The sequence below is a fragment of the Streptomyces sp. GL_141 genome (genome assembly GCF_057834385.1).
The window spans coordinates 8,138,832-8,159,317 of record NZ_CM174402.1; the positions used below are offsets into that span (position 1 = coordinate 8,138,832).

Genomic DNA, 20,486 nt, shown 5'->3' on the forward strand with positions numbered 1-20,486 from the left:
TAGCGGCGCGGAAAGACGGACTGCCTGATACCTGCCATGGTTTCACTCGCCCCGGTCGCTCGCAACGCGGCCGAACAGGGTGCGCAGCTCCTGCTGGACGGGCGCGCTGCGCAGGTACTCGGCGATGCCGTGGTGGTTGCCGCTGTCGTTCCTGACCAGGTGGTCAGTGATGAGGGCGGGTGGATCGTACTCGGGCCGCAGCCAGTGGTCGAGCGCCACCAGGTCCCGCAGGTCCGAGACGTTGGACCAGGCCGCCACACCCGCCGGGACCGCCGTCGGGAGCGCGAGCCGGTCCTGGACCTCGGTGATGCCGAGGGGGGACCCCACGCTGACGAGCAGCGTGACGTCCCGTCGCTCCTCGCGGAGCACCTCGTAGGCGATGACCGAGCCGAGGCTGTGCCCCAGCACGGCGAGCGGCCCGTCGCCCACGCCGGCCAGCTCGCCCCGGACGACCTCGCGCATCGCCTCGCCGAGGCCGCCGAAGAAGTACGCGAACACGTCCTCGAAGGTGAGCTTCACGAGCAGCTCGAAGACGGGCGCGCGCATGAAGAGGGGCAGCGGCAGCGCCTCGGCCAGGTCCGGCGGGGCCGGTGCGGGCGCCGCGTCCTCGGTCCGCCCGAGGGTCTCGGCCGAGTAGGCCATCTTCGCCAGCCAGTGGGCCAGTTGCTCCTCCCCGGCCTGCGCCGACCGACTCCCGAGCGCCGGACCTGCCGCCCGGCGCGCCTCGCGCAGCGTCTGCTCGACGAACTCCTCCGGAGTCCGCGGCACCCCCGGGTCCGGGAGTTCCGGGGCGGGCGGCGGGCCGCCGGCCAGCGGGTCGGGCTCGTCGTCGGGCAGGGGAGTGCCGTACCGGACCGGCGCCCAGTAGGCCATCCGCGACGCCGCACCCATGTCCCTGCCGAACAGCGCCCCGTCCCACTGGGCCTTGAGCAGTTCCTTGCGGACCTTGTTCCCGTTCCCGTGGACGTAGACGACGGTGGCGTCGTCCATCTCAGCCGTCCAGGACCACGTCGTCGTAGCTCTCCAGCCGCTTCCAGCGCTCCGCGGGTGCGCGGGTGACGGGCATGAGGTCGGCGGCCGGCAGCGGTCCGAAGTCGAGGTCGGTGAGCTCGACGATGTCGGTGACGGGCACCTGGAAGGTGCGGAACGCGCCGAGCGGTGGCGGATCGCCGGGCCTGGCGCCCGCCATCGCCCGCTCACGGTCCCGGCTGAGGTCCGGGCTCTGGTCGAGGATGTACCCGGTCGAGGCCAGTTCGCCGTTCTGGATGAAGGCGGCCACCTTCCAGAACCGTAGCGGCACCTGGATGCCCCGGTAGGGCGGGTCGGAGTCGTGCAGTACGGGACCGGTGAAGACGGACAGCTTGCGGTCGAACTGGGCCGCGTGGTCCAGCAGATGGTTCTCCAGCCCCTGCCACAGCGCCTTGCCCTGGTTGAAGACGTCCTGCTGCGGGGCCGCGTTGGTGAAGTAGAAGGTGTCGACGTTCGCGCGGTCGGCCTCGGCCGCGGCACCCCAGACCGGGTCCAGGCGGCGGACCAGGTGCCCCCGGTCCAGGGAGTTGTCGCGGTAGATGTCGTTGCCGGCCTGCTGGGACTCGGGCACGCGGGGGTCGAATCCCCAGTTGTCGTCGCGGGGTACGTCCTCCACGAGGAGCTCGCCGTCGATGCAGACGGCGGTGGAGGCGGCCAGCCTGCGGTCCGGGCGCAGGACGACGGTGAAGTGGGTGTAGGGCAGGACCACGGTCCCGATCCCGCCCGCGGCCGGGACGGGGAGCGGGACGACGGTACCGAGGAAGGACTCGTCGTAGCCGGTGCGATCGGCGAGGGAGCCCTGCCGCGCCGTGGCGTCCGCAGCCCGGTCCGGTGGCGTGTCAATTGCGTTCATAAGATAGCAATACCGCGCGCAAGTGATCATTTACGGTGCGATGCGACGGGCCACCCGAACAGCGGCCCTCCGGCCGGCTCCCCTGGACAGGCCCGATCGGGGGGCGTCCCCGAGACCCCGGTTCAGGCGGCGGCCGCCGCGGAACCCATGCTGTCGACCCCCCTGCCCCCGCCACGCTCCCGAGGAGTACCCGTGCCCACTGGCCTGTCCATCCACGTCGGTCTGAACAAGGTCGATCCCGCGGCGTACGACGGCTGGGACGGCAAGCTCCTAGCCTGCGAGAACGACGCCCGCGACATGGCGTCGGTCGCCCGCGCCGGCGGGTTCGGCGACACCGTGATCCTGACCGGCGACGGCACCGTGGAGAACATCACCGGGGAACTGCGCAAGGCGGCCGGACGGCTCAAGAGCGGGGACATCCTGCTCTTCACCTACTCGGGCCACGGCGGCCAGATGGACAACGTCGCCGGATCGGACGACGAGCCCGACCGGCTGGACGAGACGCTGGTGTTCTTCGACCGCCAGTTCCTCGATGACGAGCTGTACCGGGAGTTCCGGCGGTTCGAGGAGGGGGTCAGGATCTTCGCCCTGCTGGACTGCTGTCACAGCGGCAGCGCCATCGAGTCCCTCCAGGGGCTGCTCACCCCGGAGGCGCTGCAGTCGCAGTTCCAGACCCGTGACCCGGAGCAGGTGGAGGCGGCGTCCCGGCTGATGCCGCTGCTCAAGCAGCAGGAGATCTTCGCCCGGGACCGGTCCTTCTACGAGGGCCTCCAGCGCGAACTCAAGGACGCCGACGGCGGCCGCCCGGCGCCCGGCGCCGTACTCATCGCCGCCTGCCAGGACAATCAGGTGGCGTCCGACGGAGACGTCAACGGACTGTTCACCGCGAACCTTCTCGAGGTGTGGGGGAAGGGAGCCTTCCTGGGCGACTACCGCACCTTCCACCGCGACATCCAAAAGCGCATGCCCGCCAACCAGAGCCCGAACTTCTACACGACGGGCAGCCCGTCGGACGGATTCCTCAAGCAGAAGCCGTTCACCATCTGACACGGGCAGCCCGAACGAGCGGGCCCCTCAGCCGCGACCGTCTCCGGTCCCCTTCGCCGTGGCCAGGCGCCAGGGCGCGAAGGCACTGGCCGTGCGGGGCAGGAGGCCCGCCAACTCGGGGCAGTGCCGCGCCACCACACTGCTCATGCCATTGCGCTCGATCCAGTCGATGCCCAGAGGGGTGTACACCTCGGGCCTGAAGTCGACCGTGAGGAACCGGTCGCTCTGCAGTCGGCGGGTCGCCATCAGGATGAAGACGCGGAAGGCGGTGTCGCTGAAGCCGAAGCCGTGAGGCGGGTTCTCGGCGAAGAGACCGACCATGGTGTCGATGTGATCGACATCGCGGTAGACCTCCTTCAGGCGTGCGACGGTCTCCGCATCGCTCGACACGTCCTCGAACCGCCGCACGCGCGGCTTGTGCAGACCGGCCCGGAAGTCGTTGTAGCGCGGTACACCGCGACGCCGGGTGCGTACCAGATCGACCACGGACAGGTCGATGACCTCGCCGTCCCGCTCGAACGACCGCAGGGCGTGCGGGTAGTTGTTCAGCGTGATCGCGCCGGGATGAGCGATGCCCAGCGAGTACAGCGAGTTGGCCAGACCGGTCTTGCGGATGAGCGCCTCCGCGGCGGGGCCCTGCACGTCGTTGAAGCCGAGGGTGTCCAGACGCCGGCCGAGCCGGTGGTCCACGATCTCGAAGTCGTCGGGGAGCAGCGGGTGCATGCGGTAGACGGTGACGAAGTCCTCGGTGAGCGAGTACGGAGCGGCGTGGTGGTCCGGCAGGGTCTCGGGGATGCCGGTCAGCGAATGCGCCTCGAAGAGCCACAGTCCCAGTTGTTCGAGCCACTTCTTCGGCGGTCCCTGCCAGTTGGTCTTCAGGCCGACGTCGATCACTTCGGTGGCGAGGATCGCGGGAGTCCACTCCACGGTGTGGATCTTCGCGATGAGAGCCGAGACGACCAGTCGCGCCGTGTGGTAGACACGGTCCTCGCTCAAGGCCGGGTACTCCTGCCGCAGTGCCGCGCACACGGCGTTGTGCTCGCGGGCGAAGAGGGTCTGCATGGCGCTGAGGCCGTACCACCAGCTCTCGGCGAACCCCGTGAGAGGGAGGCCGTCCGGCCCGGCCGGCAGGTGGCCGTCCTCCAGGCTCAGTGAGGCACCGCCCCCCGGCTCGCGCAGCGACCTTCCGGTGTCCTCGTTGCCGCCGTAGATCTCGGAGCCGTCCCACCACTGGGACGCCGCGTTGGCGAACTGCGTCGGCGGGCCCTTGCCGTCGGCCGGGTACAGCCCCTCGTTCTCGGCGAAGCGCATGACGTCCTCGGGACGTCCGCCCGGAGTGTTCCGCCACGTGACACCGGGAGGGAGCGGCACCTCTACGCTCTTCGTGCCGGTGGGGTAGCGCTTGTGGTTGACCCAGTCGTGCACCTGGAACTGGATCCAGGCGGCGGCCAGGACGTTGAGCGAGCGTGCCGGAATGAAGACGTCGCGGTGCAGCAGCTCGCGGCTGACGGTGACCGGGTTCGGTACGTCGAACAGTTCCGGCTGGTGGACGGGCACGAGGTTGCGGCCGAAGGCGGACCCGACAGCGCCCATCTTCGGAGCGGACAGGTCGTTGTAGGTGCCGTCGTAGCTCCGTGCGAGCCGCATGTCCTCGTCGATGGGATCGGGTACGGGCCGGGCTCTGGGCGGCGCCTCGTGGAGCTCGGTGTCGAGCAGATTGTCCTGGCGCAGCTTCTGCCGGAAGGCCAGGAGGTTCAGCAGACCGAGGCTCGTGGGCAGCCGGTGCCAGGGGACGAACCGGTTGAGGCCGCGGAAGGCGGCGCGCAACGGCACGCCCAGCACGGTGTTGCGCCGCGGCTCGACGTTGGCGAACCGGTGGCCCAGGCGGTGGGAGCTGCTGGCTTCGTAGGCGACCTTGCGCGCACGGTTGAGGTTTCCGAGGGGCCGGAAATCCTCCGTCGTGTTCCACGGGTTGAAGGCGAGCTCGTCGACCCGTGCGGCTGCGGCGCGTGCCTCGGCCGAGCTGATGTCATGGCACGGGACGGTCAGCGTTGCCACCCGCACGAGAGGCGTATCGGCCTCCTTCCACTCGGCCGCGCCGTCTTCGATGGGCGTCCGGCGGGCATCCACGTAGCGCTGGACGTACAACTCGAAGACGACATCGGCCTCCTTCAGCCGCCGACCGAGTTCGTGCTGCAGGAAATCGGGGTCACTGCCGGAGGGTGCGGGGGCCGACGGGGCATCGTGTGCCGGGCGCAGCTGATAGCGCACCGGCCCCGCGTCACCCCACAGGATGGCGCCCCGGCTCCAGTACGTCTCCAGCGCCAGGCTGCTCACGGGGCGGCTCGTACCCGCCCGCACGTTGCGGCGCATGCGCGCGGCCGTGGACCAGCCGACCGCGAGCGGCAGGGTGACGAACAGCGCGACGGCCTTCCGCGGCGTCGAGTCGGCGCCCGCCATGGCCTTCGCGAATTCGACGAACTCCACCGCGTCGCGCGCGTGCGAGACCGGATGGCTCGTCATCAGCAGGTCGTGCGCTTCGCCGGCTCCGGCCGTGATGCGCAAGGCCGCTCCGCGCATATCGGGGGCGTGGTCCGGCTGGCGGGCGCCGTTCGCATTGGAGAGCCGCACGGTGACGGGGTACTCGGCACCCGGTTGGGCGAAGCCGGACCGCAGGTCGGGGGGCAGGTCGCCGACGAAGGCCAGACGCGCGTTCTCCGCGCCGAGAACGGCCTTGGCGTGGAACGTCCGCGCGAGGCCGGAGGCGCCGCTGCGCCTCATCGACTTGAGCTGGACCCGCATGAGCTCGCGGGCGAGCCGCTCGAAGACGAGCCGTTCCGCCTCGGGGTTGCCGCCCATGTACTGCTCGTACTGGCTGGTCTCGGCCATGTGTGCCTCTTCGCCAAGGCGCACCCCGCTCTCCGGACGCAAGGCCGGCGGACGACGAGGTGACGCTGCACGGCTGCCCGGGGGACTGGTCCGCGGGCACCTGGGTTACACACGGCAACCCTGACTCAGTGGTGCGGCCGCGTCGCGCGGAACAACGCAGACGGGTGGCATCCGCCCGTACGGCCCGCCCGTACGGCCCACTCCAGGTGCGGGAGCGGGATGCGTCGAGTACTGGCAGACTGGTTCAGGAAGGCCGCACGGCATGCTGTCCGGCGCGTGCGAGCGCTTCTTCCCGCCATCAGTGGGCCGCTACGGCCACCACAGCTCCTCGCCCGAGGCGTCATTCCCGCATTCTGACGGGGACGCTCGGGGCGTCTCCGTCAGAATGCGGGGGAGTGGACGAGGGAACGGCGATGAGGGTTTACGAAGCCATAGTCAAGGGCCTGGAAGAGGTCGGAGTCCGGGCCGCTTTCGGCGGTGCCGGAGAGAACGCCGCCGGCCTGATGCTGGCGCTGAAGCATTCGCAGCAGATCCGGCCGGTCATCACACGGCACGAGCAGGCCGCGTCCTTCATGGCGTGCGGCCACGCGATGTACACGAACGAATTGGGCTTCTGTTTCGCCACGGCAGGTCCCGGTGCGTTCAACCTGTTCTCCGGTCTGGCCGTCGCGATGTCCGACTCCTACCCCGTCCTGGCCGTCTCGGGATACGCCTCCAGGGAATGGGAGGGATGGGGCTCCCTCAACGAAACCTCGGGCCTGAACCGGACGCCCGACTCCCGGGCCATGTTCGCCGCCACGACGAAGAAGTCCTTCCTGCTCGCCGACGCCGACGCCACGTGCGACGTGCTCGAGGAAGCCGTCAACGTCGCCTTCGAGGGAAGGCCCGGGCCGGTGCACATCCACGTTCCCGAGGACCTCACCCACCGCGGCGTCGAGGTGACGAACTTCCGGCACATCCGGCTCGACGTGGCCCCGGTCGTCCCGGATCCGGCCCGGGTGGCGGAGATCGCCGCGGTGCTGGCCGACGCCCTCACACGGCACAAGCGCATCGTGGCCCTCGTCGGGTTCGGCGCGATCCGCAGCGGAGCGGGAGCGGAGGTCCGGCGCTTCATCGAACGGTTCCAGATTCCCCTGCTCACCACGCTGGACGGCAAGGGCATCGTCTCCGAGGGACACCCGCTCTCGGTGGGTGTCTTCGCGGACAGCGGGCACGCCAGTGCGTGGAAGGCGTTTCGCGAGGCCGATGTCGTGCTGTGCGTCGGCAACTCCCTGAACCAGCACGCCACGTTCAACTACCGCGAAGACCTCTTCGAGAACAAGGTGCTCGTCCATGTGAACATCTCCGAGGCCGAGTTCCACAAGGCCTACCGGCCCGACCACGCGCTGCTCTCCGACGCGCGCCTCGGGCTCGCCGCACTTCACGAGGCGCTGGACGAACGGGTCGGCGAGGTCCCGCCGGTCGACGTCGACGGCCGCGACTACGAAGCCCGTCACATCACGCACCTGACCGGGAAGATCCACCCGGGGGAGCTGGCCCAGACGATCGGCAGGATGCTGCCCCCACGAGGTGTTCTGCTCGCCGACGCGGGAGCGCACCTCGCCTGGCTCGGCTACTACGTCGAGCTGGAGGAGGGGCAGAACTTTCGCAAGGTCGGCTCCTTCGGGCCGATGGCCGGCCATGTCAACGGCGCCATCGGAATGAAGGTCGCGCACCCGGAACGCACCGTCGTCGTCGGGTGCGGCGACGGGTGCTACTCCTTGTCGGGTTTCGAGCTGATGACCGCCGTCGAGAACGACATCCCCGTCATCTGGATCGTCTTCGACGACCAGGAATTCAAGCTGATCAAACTGTTCCAGCTCGTCACGTACGGGGAGACGGGGCTCGTCGAGTTCCAGAACCCCGACTTCGCCGCGTACGCGCGGGCGTGCGGCGCCGACGGCTACCGCGTCGAGACGCTGGAGGAGTTCGAGAAGGCGTTCCGCGCAGCGCTCGCCTCCGGCCGGCCCTCCCTGATCGACGCCCGGATCACGCGATGGGCCGTCCCCCACTACAGCCCCTCGCCCGACGGAGTCATCGCCGGCCTCGTCGAGACCATCGAGGCACGCTTGCGCGGCTGACGGCGTCCGGGAAGGGACAGCGCCATGAACGACCCGATGAACACCCACAGCCGCGCCGGGTTCGAGGCCCTCGTGAACCGCCCTCTGCTCCAGTCGATCTGGCGTCGCCGCACCCACCGGGTCAGCCGCGGCAGCTCGGTCGAGGCCGGTTCGATGAGCTGGGCCTCCACCGCGCCACGAGCCCCGCTGACAGAGCTCGAAGAGGCCGTCCTCATCGCCATCACGGGCTGCTCCGGCCTCACCATGCCGGACCGTCCTTTCGCAGATCCCCGCGACGGCAAGCCCATCATGGCCAAGCCGAACCTCAACATGGCCGGCCGGACCGCGGGCAGCCCCGACAACGCCCAGGGCACGCACTTCTTCCTGATCAACGACAGCGGCACCTACTTCCTGCGCAACCTGCCCCCCGCATCCGACGGCGGGGCGACGGCGTTCGACGCGGAGACCCTCTGCTCCCGCGCCGCCGAGGCGAAGGTTCGGCTCCTCGACCACCGCATCGACGTACCGGAAGGAGGCCGGGACTTCCCCGCCTACCTCGACTCGAACCGGTTCCTGTCGAACCTCCCGGGCACCACCCTCCTCTTCCCCGTGGTGGACCTGTCACGGCAGTACATCAACGGGCTGATGTACCTGCTGACCCAGCCCGAGGGGGCACGGCCGGCGATCGTCGACGACCGGAACCTCTACCGCTCGGCGGGCGTCCGGAAATGGGTGAAGTCGGGGTTCCTCAACGAGGACATCAAGCTGCCCCTGGGCTTCATCTGGGCCATGCGGACGCAGATCGAGGCCGACCTGCTGCTCCAGAACCTCATGCTCACCGCCGACGCCATGGGTCTCGGAGCCTGGATCCACGCCTCGATCGCCCCGTCGATCATGCTGGGAGACCCGAAGTTCCGTCCCGCCTACGGTCCCATGCTCGATTTCGACTGGACCGTCCCGCGGTGGAGGCCGGCGGACCTCCTGCGCTGGCAGGTGCCGCTGCCGCGCTACGCAGACCTGAGGGCGACCGCCGTGGGCCTGCGCCACAACGGCGAACATCTCATCAAGGCGATGTGTCCGCCCAACTACGCAACCATGGGCGAGGCGGTCGACGCCGTCGTGGCGGGCAAGTTCGGGCCGACCGGCATCTACTCCGACGAGGGACTGTTCGCGCGCATCTACCGGGGGGACTTCGGAAGGAAGTACCTGCACGAGGCCAGCGACTACTCCGCCGACGTCATCGCCTGCACGCGGGACATCTGCACCTACATCTACGAGACGCACGGGCGGTTTCCCGCCCACTGCGACACGATCCACGTACCGGGCGTGTGGCTGCAGGCCCATCACCTGGAGAACGCCTACTACGAGCGGTACTTCCGCGACGGCCTGACCGAGGCCCACCGCACTCACGACGAGTACTGGCACGGGGCAGGGTGACGGGCCCCCACCTCAGTCGAACCGTACACAGATGGCCACCGGCAGTCTCGGCGACCAGGTTTCGGTGCTGCCATGGTGCGCTCCGCCGGTCGGCTCCGCCACGCGCGGACCTTCGGCGGCTCCAGCCGCTACCGCCGAGTACCTCCGGATCCGCGACGCTTGGCACCGCACCTCTTCTCATGGGCACGGCCCACCTCCGCGGCCTTGGTGCCGAGATGGTGTCCGAGCGCCCGGTAGGCGTCGAACTGGGCGTGGTCGAACCACTGGTCGAAGGTGGCCTGGCGGGGGAACGCCTTCTCCCGGAGGGCGTAACTGAGCAGCTCGTACGGCATGTCGGGGGTCAGGCCGGCCTTGACGTAGATGATCGTCCCCTTGGTGTCGGCCGGTGCATCGGGCGAGAACTGGACGGGTTCCGGGTACTCGATCGTGCCGCGCACCACGCAGGTGGCGGAGAACCGGCCGTTCAGGGAGGCCATCGGCACTTCGGGCGCGAGCGGTTTCGCGCTGCCGGGAACCAGGTTCAGCAGACTCTGCCCCTCGTCGTCGAAGGTGATCGTCACTCCGAGGTCCTCGTAGGCGAGCGTGATCGCCTGCGCGAGCGTGGTCGCCAGCGGCGGCGAGTCGCCCGAGGCGTCGATGACATAGACGGTCCGGCAGCGCAGCCGCAGCATTTCGACCAGACCGAGATTGTCGAAGTGCCCGCCGTCGGTGCACAGCAGTAGGGGAGTGGTGTCCGAGTACCGGCCCACCAGCTCCTGGAGTTGGTACCGCAGCCGCCGTACCCGCGGCAGCCGCGGCATGATCCGGTCGGGCCCGTACGTCGCCAGTTCCGCGAGGTACAGGGGGTTGGGCACCCAGGTGCCGAGCCGCACGTTGGACAGCGCGAGCAGCCGCTCCATGAACATCGTCTGGGTGCCCATCGCGGAGGCGAAGGCCGCTCCGGACACGGCGACGGCGGACTGTACGGTCAGGTCGCGCCCGATCAGCGGCGGGGCCGTCTTCTGCAGGGTGCCGGTGCGGACCCACCCCGTGTCGGGTCCGCCGCAGTAGTCGGAGGCGAAGGTGAAGGGGACGGCGGGCCGGCCGGGCGCGGTGCGGTTGCGCAGCGAGACGGCCGCGGAGGCGGCGAAGATGACCTGGGGGAAGCCCTCCACCCGCTGGGCGTAGGGGTTCAGCAGGGTCGGCTCGTTGTTGTAGTCGTACGGCAGGGCGCCGACCGAGCCGTCCTTCAGCACCGCGCGGCGCACGGCGAAGGCGCCGGCCAACCGCTGTCGGTAGAAGGGGTGCAGGCTGAAGGTGGTCTGGTCGATCACGAGCGTCAGCACGACGAGGGCGATCGGCACGCCCCACTGCCACCCCGGGTGCCAGCTGCCCGCGTAGACGGCGGCCCAGGACATGAGGGCGAGGCCGAAGAACGCGACCAGGAGCAGCACCAGCCAGCACACCACGGCTTTCACCCAGCTCGTGCCGACCTGCGTGACGAGGGAGGTGCCGCCCCTGGCGAACGGACCTGCCTGCTCACCGTCCGGCCTCAGCCTCTTCACCGTTTTGTGGACCGCGATGAACCACGTACCCATGGCGGTCGCCGCCGCGGTGATCGCGCCGAGCAGGGCCACTCCCGACCCGCTGTCGTCCCAGTACCCCCCTTTGTCGGCCTTGTGGGCCAGAGAGGCGAAGAACCAGATCACCGAAGGAATGACGATCGAGTACGCGGCGACCGCCAGCGCGAGGCCGGTGAGCGTGTTCACCGTGCTGCGCAGCCATGCGGGCCGGGACGTGTCGCTGCCGGCCCGCGCGAAGGCGTACCCGACGGACACCAGGCCGGCCAGCCCGAACAGGACGAGGACGGGGCGCCAGGCGTTCGGGTGGAGATCGAGGGACGCGACGAACACCCCCGCTCCCGCCCCGAGGGAGCGGAGATCGGTCAGCGGAACGTTCGAGTAGAACCGGTGCAGGAACTGGCCCGCCACGGCGAAGACCAGCGCCAGCATGCCGAAGGAGACGGCCATCCCCCGCAACACCGCCCCCGCGGCGTTCAGCTTCTCCTTGGGCGCGTCCGCCAGGTACTTCGCGTGCCGGCGGATGTGGTCCTCCTCCGGGCTGCCGGGCGCGAACACGTCCGCGGGCTCCGCGAGACCGGGCCGCACCGACGGGCTTCCGTCCGGGGCCCGGAGCCGGGCATCGGTCAGGGCCAGTTGGAAGGCCCCGGCGGTGTACCCGCCGCCGGACACCGAGACCAGATACCTCGCCTCGAGCAGTTGCCCGCGCAGTGCCTGCAACGCACCGAGGGTGACCGAGGCCGACCGGATGCCGCCGCCGGAGACGCAGAAGCCGACCTCCGCGGGCTGGCGACCGGGCGGCTGGTACGCGCGGGTACGCCAGCGGGTCACCGCGCTGTCCTTCGGGCTCGGGGCCTCGGCCCGGCGTGGTTGTCCCGGGTCGGGGGCGGTCCAGCTGGGCCGGGCCTCCCAGTCGTGGGGCGCCGCGGGCGGGAGGATCACGTCCGGATCGCTCCACTGGCTCTCCGTGCCGTCCACGAGCCTGTGGGCGCGGGCCACGACGGGACGGGGACGGTCCTCCCGCGCACTCCGGACGACGGAGGGGCCCAGGACCCGGCGGCAGTAGAGGATGACGACGATCAGGATGGCCGCTGCCACCAGCGGGACGACGAGCGCCCATTTCGCCTGGGCGAAACAGGCCGCCCACGTCAGGTCCGGTACCGGGTCGGCGGCGAGCCGGTTCAGGGCCCGCCAGAGGAAGATGTTCTCCACGCAGTCCGCGACCACCGGCACGGGGGTGAGGGCGAGGGCGCGCCGGGCCCACAGTCGCGCGGACTCCCGGTAAAGGAAGAGGTGCCCGAGCCCGAAGGCCCCGGCAAGGGCCGCCGCGTACCCGGGAATGAACATGCGCCAGTCGAGCACGAGGCCGTCCTGGAACAGCTTGCCGCCGTCCCCGTCGTTCCTGCCGTCCGCGCCTTCGACGCCGTTCACGATGGCGCGGGCCTCTTCGGCCGTCGCCGCGAACTGCAGGAGCACTTCGGCGTTCCCCGGGGGCTTGTCGAGGAACGGGAGATCCACCGCGTACCAGATGATCATGCAGAGACCGGCAGCGAGCCCGAACAGACACAGCCCCACCGCCCAGCCCGGAACCTTACGCAGCCTCGACTGCGCCGGAGCATTCGGCATGTACGCAGAGTAGTCAACCGTATCCCGGCCGGACGTCATTTGTGCCGGTGTTATCGGGCGGTTTTGCCCGGAAGGAGTCGAGTTCCGCGGCACGTTCGTGGTACGGCAACCGCGACATCTTGGAGACCAGGGCCCACATCCGGCGCTCGCCGGCCAGCTCTCCCGGAAGGAGGAGGCCGAGGGATTCGGCGAGCGGTTTGCGTCCCGAGTTCACGAGTGCTCGCACGGCCGCAGCCCACTCGTCGGTTGCCGAAACGGCCGCGCGGTACCACACCGGAATCAGGACGCCCGGCAGGACCACGGCCATGAGCAGCAGCGGCACATCGGGGCGAGCGGTGGTCAGGGCTGCCGCCGCACACAGGACGACGGCGCAGTGACCGAAGACGAGGGCAACGAAGAAGTCGACGTTCGCGCGTGCGAGATCGACCTGCCGGCGGACCTGTTCCGGCGCATTCCCGGTCAGTTCGTTCCACATCACCTGGGTGTCGAGGCGGAATCGGTCGTAGCCGTACTCCTCAAGGCGCCGGATCGCATTCCCCAGCTTCGTCGGTGCCAACTGCTCGGGGGCGACGGGGTAGCGGGCGAGTCGTTCGCGGAGCAGCGCTCGCTGTACGGCGGTGCGCCGCCGGTCCTTGCGGGCAGCCCGCGCGATCCGCGGGTGGGCGCGCAGGGCGGTCAACCGGACGAGGTCCTCCGCTGCCAGCCGGTTCTCCCGCTCCTCGCGCTCCAGCCGCATCAGCGTGATCCGGTCCTGCAGGTCCTGCTTGGCCTGCCGCCGCCGAGCGCACCCGTACGCGGCGAACGCGCTCGGCCAGAGGGCGTACCCCTCGAGCACGCGGTAGAGAGGGTTCTGCAGGGCGCTGAGGGCCAGCCCGAGGAGTACCGAGACGCTCAGCACTCCGACGGACAGCGGCGTGACACCCGCGGACCACAACTTCGCGGACCAGCCGCGCCCCAGGCTCGGCCAGACGGCCACGACGAAGAGGCACACGTTCAACGCCGTCGGCAGGAGCCATCCCACCAGCAGGGTCCAAGCTCCACCCAGAGCGGTTTTGGCGATGTCACCCATGGGTCACCACTCGTCGTCATCGTCGTCGAAGGGTGGTCCGGGCGGTGTGCTCTCGGCTGACCCGTCAGGCGGGGGCGGGGCCGCGCCGGGGGGCGGAGGCAGGTAGGGCATCGGTGCGGCACGGGGCTGCTCGGGCGAGCGAATCTCGGCGGAGCGCAACTCGGCAGGGCGCAACTCGGCAACGAACTCCAGGCACGAGGCGTAACGATCCTCAGGACGCTTGGCCAGCGCCTTGGCCATCACGGCATCGACACCGGGCGCGATCTCCGGACGCCTCTCGGAGAGGGCTGGGGGCGGATCGTGCATGTGTGCCCACAGCAGCGCCATGTCGCTGTCGCGCTCGAACGGCGGCCCGCCGGCGAGGGTTTCGTAGACGACACAGGCGAGGCTGTAGAGGTCGCACCTGCCGTCGACGGGGCCCCCGGAGATCAGCTCCGGTGCCATGTAGTCGACCGAGCCGGCGAACGCGCCCGCGCTGGTGACGCCGGCGAGCGACAGCGACATCTTCGGCACACCGAAGTCCGTGAGGTAGACGTGCTCGCCGTCGGCGCCGGCGGCGACCAGGATGTGGCCGGGCTTGACATCCCGATGCAGCAGACCGTTCGCATGGGCCGCGTCGAGTGCGGATGCCACTTGAGCGGCGATGCTCAGCGCGGTCGGAACGGGGAGCGGGCCCTCCAGGTCCAGCAGGGTCCGCAGGTCCGGCCCGGGGACGTAGCGCATGGCGAGGTACAGGACGCCGTCGGTCTCACCGACTTCGAAGATCGGCAGGATGTTCGGGTGGCCGATCGACGCGGCACTCCGCGACTCGTGAGCGAAGCTGCGTCGGAAGGCGTCGTCACGGTGGAGCTCGGGGGCGAGCAGCTTGAGCGCGACCGTACGGTCCAGGCGCAGGTCCTTGGCGCGGTAGACGACGGACATGGCCCCACGGCCGATCTCGCGCTCCAGCCGGTAGCCCGCGATCTCCGTGCCTTCCGGGAAACCTCGGGGTGCCTCCATCGATCAGCCACCGCCTTCACGCCGCTTGCCGAGTCCTGGTGGTCACACACCACCCTCGATGAGGGTCCAGCCCGAGGAGACCTGGGCGAGCGGGCCGACGTTGGCGTAGGTGCCGTTGACGAGCGTCGAGGTCCAAGCGGTGCCGTCGTTCTTGTAGAAGAACAGGCTGTCCGAGGTCCGGCCCACCTTGTCCCAGATGCCGGAGGTGCCTATCTTGCGGAAGTCGATGCCGGAGCCGTCGGTCGCCTTGGACACCCGGAACTCGAGTTCGCCACCGGCCCTCGCCCAAGACAGCACGGAATCCTTGGTCGCGGTCAGTTCCCCCAGGAAATCGTCTCTCGGAATGCTGCCCGTGTCCGTGTAGACGCCGCCCGCGAGGGTTCCGTAGCCCACGTTGCTCCAAGGGAAGTCGACCGACCCGTGCCTGGCCGCCGAGACCAACGTGTCGCACGATGCCGCCATGGTCCCCCAGCCCTTGCTGAAGTTGTCGTACACGCGCACCTGCCGGTAGACGCCGTTCTTGAGGGTGCCTGTGACGCCGTGGCCGGTGTTCCCGTTGTAGAAGATCACGGAGTCGCCGGACGCTTCGACGAAGGTCCAGCCCGTGGAGAAGTTGTCGAAGGTCTGGGTGCGGGAATACCTCCCGCCCGTGAAGGTGCCCACCTCCCCGGCGCCGGTGTTCTTGTCGTACAGCACCAGGGAGTCGCGGCTCGCCGCGGCGTGCGTGTAGCCGGCCGGGAGGTTGAACGCCGACTTGTACTGCCAACGGCCGGCGGAGAGGGTGCCGGTGCCTGCTTCGCCGCTGCCGGCCTTGTAGAACAGGATCGAGGTGCTCGGCGTCGTCTCGTTGCAGTACGGCGAAGCGGCGGACGCGGATGTCACCGGGCCGGCCAGCAGGACGGCCGTCGCGGATGTTGCGGTGGCCAGTGCGGCCACCAGGTATTTCTTCATGATTCTCTCGACTTCCTCGCACGTGGGCGCCGGGATTCCCCTGCGCCCACGCGCGCGAATCTGAAGGAGGACGCACGTGCGCGCAGCCGGCCCCCACGGCGCCGCACGGCCGCCGCAACCGAGCTCGTTCCACGCTCGTGCACAGACGTCCTCGTTCATCGTGCGCCGCCCATGGCCGCACCGCATCTCGTTGCGGCGGCAGGCAGTCCCGAGGGTGAGGGTGTGGCCGCACGATGTCCGACAAGGTCGCCCATGCTCCGGGGTGTGTTAAACATGAACTAATCAAAGGGGCATTTTGCAGCAGCTCAAGCTCGGAATCATGTCGCAGTCCCGTAAAGAGAACGAGCACCGACTGCCGATCCACCCAGCGCACTTCGAAAACATCGATGCGGATCTTCAGTCCAGTATTTATCTGCAGACCGGTTATGGAGAGCACTTCGGTGTCCCGGACCGGCAGCTTGCACCGTGGGTCGCCGGTTTCCGCTCACGTGAAGAGCTGATCGCAGAGTGTGACGTCATCCTCCTGGCCAAACCACTGCACGAAGATCTGGCCGACCTGCGGGACGGGCAAGTGCTGTGGGGGTGGCCGCACTGCGTACAGGACGAAAGGGTCACGCAGGCCGCCATCGACCGCAGGCTCACGGTGATCGCTTTCGAGGCGATGAACCACTGGACCCGGGACGGTGGATTTAGTCTGCACGTTTTCCACAAGAACAACGAGCTGGCCGGCTACTCGTCGGTGCTGCATGCCATGCAGCTGACCGGGGCGACCGGTGACTACGGGCGTCGGCGGCGTGCGGTGGTGATCGGTTTCGGCGCCACCGCACGCGGTGCGGTTACCGCGCTCAGCGCGCTGGGCGTGCACGATGTGGACGTACTGACTGCCCGCGGCATCGCCGCCGTCAGCTCACCGATCCACTCCGCGCGGATCGTGCACTTCGATCACGACGTGGCCGACGACACCCTCGACCCGCGGCGCAGCATCGTGGTCACCGAGAACGGTCCGGAGCCGCTGGCCGACTTCCTCGCCGGACACGACATCATCGTCAACTGCGTGCTCCAGGACACCGCGGCGCCGCTGATGTTCCTGATAGAGGAGGACCTGCCGAAGCTCGCGTCCGGCACCCTCGTCATCGACGTCTCCTGCGACGAGGGCATGGGTTTCGCGTGGGCTCGGCCCACCACCTTCAACGCGCCGATGTTCACCGTCGGCGACCACGTCCACTACTACGCCGTGGACCACAGCCCCTCCTACCTGTGGGATGCGGCTACCTGGGAGAACAGCGAGGCGCTGATCCCGTTCCTGCGGTCGGTCCTCGAAGGGCCGGCCGGCTGGGACGGCAACGGTACGATCCGCCGAGCGATCGAGATCCGCGGCGGCACCATCCAGAATCCCGCGGTCGTGGCCTTCCAGCACCGCGCCGAACAGTTCCCGCACGCGCTGCTCTGAACCGGCCGGGCGGATCGGTTCACTGATCCGGTTCACTGATCGAGGCGCGGGCGACGGCCGCGCCCTGGGCGGATCCCTCGGCGTCGCCGTATGCACAAGCCATCGGGACCCGCGGGCCCGGAACGCCTCCGTGTCAGCGGGTGCGAGGGCGGGGCACCGTGCTGATCGCGGACGGGGTTCTGCGAGGGGGCGGAGGGGTACGGACCCAACTGATCCTGCTGGGTGGGCTGGGCCGCCATGAGGTGGCCGAGGGGTACGGAGGGTGGGGGCTTCATGAGCGAGGACCTGCGGAAATCCGATCGCGGTCAGGGCATCGACGTCGAGCGCCTTGCTCTCGCGGCGCTGGGAAAGGTCGCACCGGAAGAGGTGCCGGCCTTTGAGCAGGGAATAGCCGGGTACGTCGAGGAGGCCCGCGAACACCTCGGCGGACGGAGGCGCCGGCGGCGTGCCAAGCCCGGCGAGATCGACGCTCCCGAAATCTGGGGGGTCGTCGGTCCCGCCGTCGTCTACGTGGTCGTCGCACTGTGCGACGGCGTACTGGACGGCGTCAAGCAGCAGCTGAGCGGCGCGACGGAGCGCCGTACGGACAGTGCCGTGAAAGGGGTGCGCCGCCTCTTCGGCCGGCAGGAACGGGGAGAGGACCCTGCCGTGCAGGAGGCCCCGGAACCCGGGACCGTCGAGCCGGGCGTCGCGCGTCGCGCCGGCATCGTCCGGCTCAGCCGCGAGGTGGGTCTGGACGAGGAGCAGGCCGCTCGTCTCGCCGACGCCATCGAGGAGTTCCTGGACGGTCAGGGCGAGACCGGGTGATCCTGGGCAGGGTCCGGGGCAGTGCGGCGCACCGTGACCTGGCGGATCGACCGCGGCGTTCCGCCGCGTTCGACCTGTTCGCCTTCCCCCTCAACACGCGGCTCCTGCTCCTGCTGATGGCAGCCACGGTGTACGCGGGGAACCTGTTGGCATCGGCGCTCGGCTCCTACCCGCACTCCGGTGTCCGGGGCCTCGCCCATCCGGTCCTGTCCGCCCAGTGGGTCGTCTACCTCTCCGTCGGCACCTTCGCCTTCCGCGACCGGCTGCGGCGCCGGGGGTGCACCCCGCTCGACCCGGACGTGTTCCCCGCCATCGTCGCGCGCATCGGCGCACTGTCGCAGGAGATGGGGATACGGCGGGCTCCGACGCTCCTCAAGGAGAACCGCAGGGCCAAGAGCCGCAGCACGGGCCCCGGAACGAACCGGTTCGGCATGCGTCCCTACGCGATGGCATCCGGGACGGACCTCTTCGGCATGCGCCCCTATCTCGCCCTGGGGCCGGTGATCCTGGCCCTGGGAAGCAAGAAGGAAACACACTTCGCCCACAGCTTCGACGCGATCATCCGGCACGAACTGGCCCACCTGCGGAACCGGGACATCCCCTTGCACAACCTGGCCACCGGCGTCCGGTGGGCCAACGGCGCGCAAGTGCTGGCCGTGGTACCGGTGAGTCTCGTCTTCGGGATCCTCGACGGACGCCGGGAACTGATCGTCGCCGCCGTCGCCGCTACGCTCTTCGCGCTGGCGGTCGAGTTGATGGTGCTGGAGTTCTACCGCGCCCGGGAGGACTACGCGGATCAACGCGCGGCCCAGTACGGGGAGAACGGCGCGGAAGACCTCGCCTGGACCCTGTACGACGGCGAACGGACCGGCCCGCGCCACAGACGGCCCGGCAACCGTCCGGTCGGCCGGCGGCCCCACCTCTTTTCGCCCCACCGCCCCTCCGAGCAGCGCGCGTCCCTGATCCGCGACCCGGCTCCGCTGCTGCGGTTCAGCCCCGGGTACGCACTCCTCGCCGGGTTCCTCGTGGGCGCATTGCTGGCCACCGTGCCCCACGCGCTGTCGGTCTGGTACCGCTACGGGCCGGCCGAGGACGGGATCGTCCTCGCGACGGCCGCACTCGCCGGGGCGCCCTTGGGCGTCTTCGCCGCGCTCGGCATGTGGAGGCACACCTGGAACAGCGAGGCGGCCGGACGATCGCCGCGGCCTCTGCGCCATGCGGGTCTCCTCGCCCTGGGAGTGCTGCTGGGCACGGAGCTCACCCCGTACGGGGCGGACTCCGCGCGGATTCCCCTTGCCCCCCTGCCCCTGATCTCCCTTCTCGCCTGCTGTTCGCTGCTGACCTGCTGGCCGTGGGCCGTAGCCCGTGCGGCGTCCGCAACTGCCCGTGCACCCGGCGCTCCCGGTGTCGCGCACCTGCTCCTGCCGACGGCGGGGGCGGCCGTCGTGGGTGCCGGCTCCTTCGCCCTGCTGATGCTGGGCGGCTTCGAAGTCCTGGTGTTCTGCGCGCTCGTGACCGCGGCTCCGCTGCTCGCACTGCGGCTCGTATTCCTCGCCGCCCCCGCACACCTCACGGACCGGATCCGGCGCGTGGTGCGGACCGGTGGTGCGACGGTGCTCGGGGCATGGACCCTCGTCCTGCTCGTGACCTGCACGGCCGCCGCGAAGGAATCCGTCCGCATCATCGAGGAGGACAACGAGCGCGTACGGAACATGCTCGGCGCCCTCGGAGCCCTCGGGGACGGCCGGGCATGGATCCTTGCCTTCGCGCTCGCCGCCTTCGCGGTCGCGGTGCTGGGGCCACGAGGAGCGGGCGGACCGGGCCGGCTGCGCAGGACGGTCCTGGTGATGGGCCTGGTGCTCGCGACGGTGACCACGGCGGGGGCCTGGCGCAGCCAGGACGCGGCGGCGGTCCTCTATTGCTCCCCGTACTCCCCGTGGGACGGGAAGGTGTTCGTCGAGCTGGGCAGCCGGGACAGGAGGCTCGAGTTCCCGGATTGGCTCCGAACCGTCGAAGCGGACCTGAAGGCCGTCGACGGCGAACTCGGACGATTCGCTGTCGACGGCACGCCGCGGTACGTCGGTCCGGCCGAGGGCGTGGAGAGGTACCGGCGCATGCGGCCGACCAGTCCCCTCGGCCCCGAGCTGACCCCTGAAAGTTTCCGCGAGGCCACGTACCGCTTCGAACTCAGCGACCCCGCTGCGTTCCCCGAGCTCAGGACCGTGCTGCTCCGACTCGACCGCACGGGTCGACTGGAGCCGCACCACGTCGACCCCTGCCATCCCGAGCGATGAACAGCCCTGTTCGCGTACGAGCTGTCACCGCGGGGACGAGGGCATTCAGTGCTGGGGGCCGCCCAGGCGTTCGAGAAGCCAGGTGACGACCGCACGCGCGGCGCCGCCGGCGGATCCGCGCACCACCGCGTCGGCAAGGGGGTGGGCGGGGGGTGTGCCTCCGGCCGCGGCCGGAGGCTGCTGGGGTGCGGGGTGGGCGCGCTGCGTGCGCCTGGGGGAGCGGGACACGGAGTCCTCCAGCGGACGTTGTCGTGAGTTCGGGTCAGCCGGCCGGCCTGGGCACTACCTTGGTGGCGCGGAAGGGCCGGTAGGGGATCCGCGGACGGATGCGGACGCTTGCGGATCCGGCCCAGGCCGGGCTGGGGAACGGCCTGCCA

At 69.9% G+C, this 20,486-nt stretch carries 14 protein-coding genes; 6 read left to right on the forward strand and 8 right to left on the reverse strand.

Annotation, left to right across the window (positions count from 1 at the left end):
• Positions 1 to 42 precede the first annotated feature (42 nt).
• Positions 43 to 990 carry an alpha/beta fold hydrolase gene (locus AC3IX6_RS36210; protein WP_489367512.1) on the reverse strand — a complete coding sequence of 316 codons (948 nt, stop codon included), beginning with the start codon at positions 988 to 990 and terminating at the stop codon, positions 43 to 45.
• A gap of 1 nt (position 991) precedes the next feature.
• Positions 992 to 1,882 (reverse strand): DNA/RNA non-specific endonuclease, encoded by an 891-nt coding sequence (locus tag AC3IX6_RS36215; protein ID WP_489367513.1) that lies wholly within the window; start codon positions 1,880 to 1,882, stop codon positions 992 to 994.
• 192 nt (positions 1,883 to 2,074) lie between these two features.
• Here AC3IX6_RS36215 and AC3IX6_RS36220 point away from each other — a divergent pair, with 192 nt between their 5' ends.
• A complete protein-coding gene (locus AC3IX6_RS36220; protein ID WP_489367514.1) occupies positions 2,075 to 2,929 on the forward strand; it encodes a caspase family protein in 855 nt (284 codons plus the stop codon).
• Positions 2,930 to 2,956: 27 nt separating this feature from the next.
• On the opposite strand, the gene AC3IX6_RS36225 is transcribed toward AC3IX6_RS36220, so the two are convergent.
• A complete protein-coding gene (locus AC3IX6_RS36225) occupies positions 2,957 to 5,818 on the reverse strand; it encodes a peroxidase family protein (RefSeq protein ID WP_489367515.1) in 2,862 nt (953 codons plus the stop codon).
• A 413-nt stretch (positions 5,819 to 6,231) separates the two neighbouring features.
• Between AC3IX6_RS36225 and AC3IX6_RS36230 the strand changes: the two genes are divergently transcribed.
• Both AC3IX6_RS36230 and AC3IX6_RS36235 read left to right on the forward strand, forming a co-directional pair.
• Positions 6,232 to 7,938, forward strand: coding sequence for a thiamine pyrophosphate-binding protein (locus AC3IX6_RS36230; RefSeq protein WP_489367516.1), 1,707 nt, complete (start codon positions 6,232 to 6,234; stop codon positions 7,936 to 7,938).
• Between the two features lie 24 nt (positions 7,939 to 7,962).
• Positions 7,963 to 9,354, forward strand: coding sequence for a hypothetical protein (locus AC3IX6_RS36235; protein WP_489367517.1), 1,392 nt, complete (start codon positions 7,963 to 7,965; stop codon positions 9,352 to 9,354).
• Between the two features lie 128 nt (positions 9,355 to 9,482).
• Here AC3IX6_RS36235 and AC3IX6_RS36240 read toward each other — a convergent pair whose 3' ends face one another.
• Genes AC3IX6_RS36240 through AC3IX6_RS36255 form a run of 4 tightly spaced genes read right to left on the reverse strand, consistent with a single transcriptional unit; the run spans position 9,483 to position 15,558 of the window.
• On the reverse strand, positions 9,483 to 12,539 hold the full coding sequence (locus AC3IX6_RS36240) for a hypothetical protein (RefSeq protein ID WP_489367518.1): 3,057 nt from the start codon (positions 12,537 to 12,539) through the stop codon (positions 9,483 to 9,485).
• A gap of 13 nt (positions 12,540 to 12,552) precedes the next feature.
• Positions 12,553 to 13,608 (reverse strand): hypothetical protein, encoded by a 1,056-nt coding sequence (locus AC3IX6_RS36245; RefSeq protein ID WP_489367519.1) that lies wholly within the window; start codon positions 13,606 to 13,608, stop codon positions 12,553 to 12,555.
• A gap of 3 nt (positions 13,609 to 13,611) precedes the next feature.
• Positions 13,612 to 14,607, reverse strand: a complete 996-nt coding sequence (locus AC3IX6_RS36250; protein WP_489367520.1) for a serine/threonine-protein kinase — start codon at positions 14,605 to 14,607, stop codon at positions 13,612 to 13,614.
• 42 nt (positions 14,608 to 14,649) lie between these two features.
• Complete coding sequence (locus tag AC3IX6_RS36255) at positions 14,650 to 15,558, reverse strand: hypothetical protein (protein WP_489367521.1); 909 nt, start codon at positions 15,556 to 15,558, stop codon at positions 14,650 to 14,652.
• A 295-nt stretch (positions 15,559 to 15,853) separates the two neighbouring features.
• Between AC3IX6_RS36255 and AC3IX6_RS36260 the strand changes: the two genes are divergently transcribed.
• From AC3IX6_RS36260 to AC3IX6_RS36270, 3 genes are all read left to right on the forward strand, one after another.
• Positions 15,854 to 17,008, forward strand: a complete 1,155-nt coding sequence (locus AC3IX6_RS36260) for a N(5)-(carboxyethyl)ornithine synthase (protein ID WP_489367522.1) — start codon at positions 15,854 to 15,856, stop codon at positions 17,006 to 17,008.
• A 273-nt stretch (positions 17,009 to 17,281) separates the two neighbouring features.
• Entirely contained in the window at positions 17,282 to 17,815 is a 534-nt protein-coding gene (locus AC3IX6_RS36265; RefSeq protein WP_489367523.1) for a hypothetical protein, read from the forward strand.
• Complete coding sequence (locus AC3IX6_RS36270; RefSeq protein WP_489367524.1) at positions 17,812 to 20,109, forward strand: M48 family metalloprotease; 2,298 nt, start codon at positions 17,812 to 17,814, stop codon at positions 20,107 to 20,109. The genes AC3IX6_RS36265 and AC3IX6_RS36270 overlap by 4 nt, the downstream gene beginning before the upstream one ends.
• Positions 20,110 to 20,154: 45 nt before the next feature.
• Here AC3IX6_RS36270 and AC3IX6_RS36275 read toward each other — a convergent pair whose 3' ends face one another.
• Positions 20,155 to 20,337 carry a hypothetical protein gene (locus AC3IX6_RS36275; protein ID WP_489367525.1) on the reverse strand — a complete coding sequence of 61 codons (183 nt, stop codon included), beginning with the start codon at positions 20,335 to 20,337 and terminating at the stop codon, positions 20,155 to 20,157.
• Positions 20,338 to 20,486 lie beyond the last annotated feature (149 nt).

Bases quoted from the DNA above. Each gene is read 5' to 3' on its own strand.
- AC3IX6_RS36225 (WP_489367515.1), bottom strand. From the start codon at position 5,818: ATGGCCGAGACCAGCCAGTACGAGCAGTACATGGGCGGCAACCCCGAG.
- AC3IX6_RS36255 (WP_489367521.1), bottom strand. From the start codon at position 15,558: ATGAAGAAATACCTGGTGGCCGCACTGGCCACCGCAACATCCGCGACG.
- AC3IX6_RS36210 (WP_489367512.1), bottom strand. From the start codon at position 990: ATGGACGACGCCACCGTCGTCTACGTCCACGGGAACGGGAACAAGGTC.
- AC3IX6_RS36215 (WP_489367513.1), bottom strand. From the start codon at position 1,882: ATGAACGCAATTGACACGCCACCGGACCGGGCTGCGGACGCCACGGCG.
- AC3IX6_RS36235 (WP_489367517.1), top strand. From the start codon at position 7,963: ATGAACGACCCGATGAACACCCACAGCCGCGCCGGGTTCGAGGCCCTC.
- AC3IX6_RS36240 (WP_489367518.1), bottom strand. From the start codon at position 12,539: ATGCCGAATGCTCCGGCGCAGTCGAGGCTGCGTAAGGTTCCGGGCTGG.
- AC3IX6_RS36230 (WP_489367516.1), top strand. From the start codon at position 6,232: ATGAGGGTTTACGAAGCCATAGTCAAGGGCCTGGAAGAGGTCGGAGTC.
- AC3IX6_RS36250 (WP_489367520.1), bottom strand. From the start codon at position 14,607: ATGGAGGCACCCCGAGGTTTCCCGGAAGGCACGGAGATCGCGGGCTAC.
- AC3IX6_RS36245 (WP_489367519.1), bottom strand. From the start codon at position 13,608: ATGGGTGACATCGCCAAAACCGCTCTGGGTGGAGCTTGGACCCTGCTG.
- AC3IX6_RS36265 (WP_489367523.1), top strand. From the start codon at position 17,282: ATGAGCGAGGACCTGCGGAAATCCGATCGCGGTCAGGGCATCGACGTC.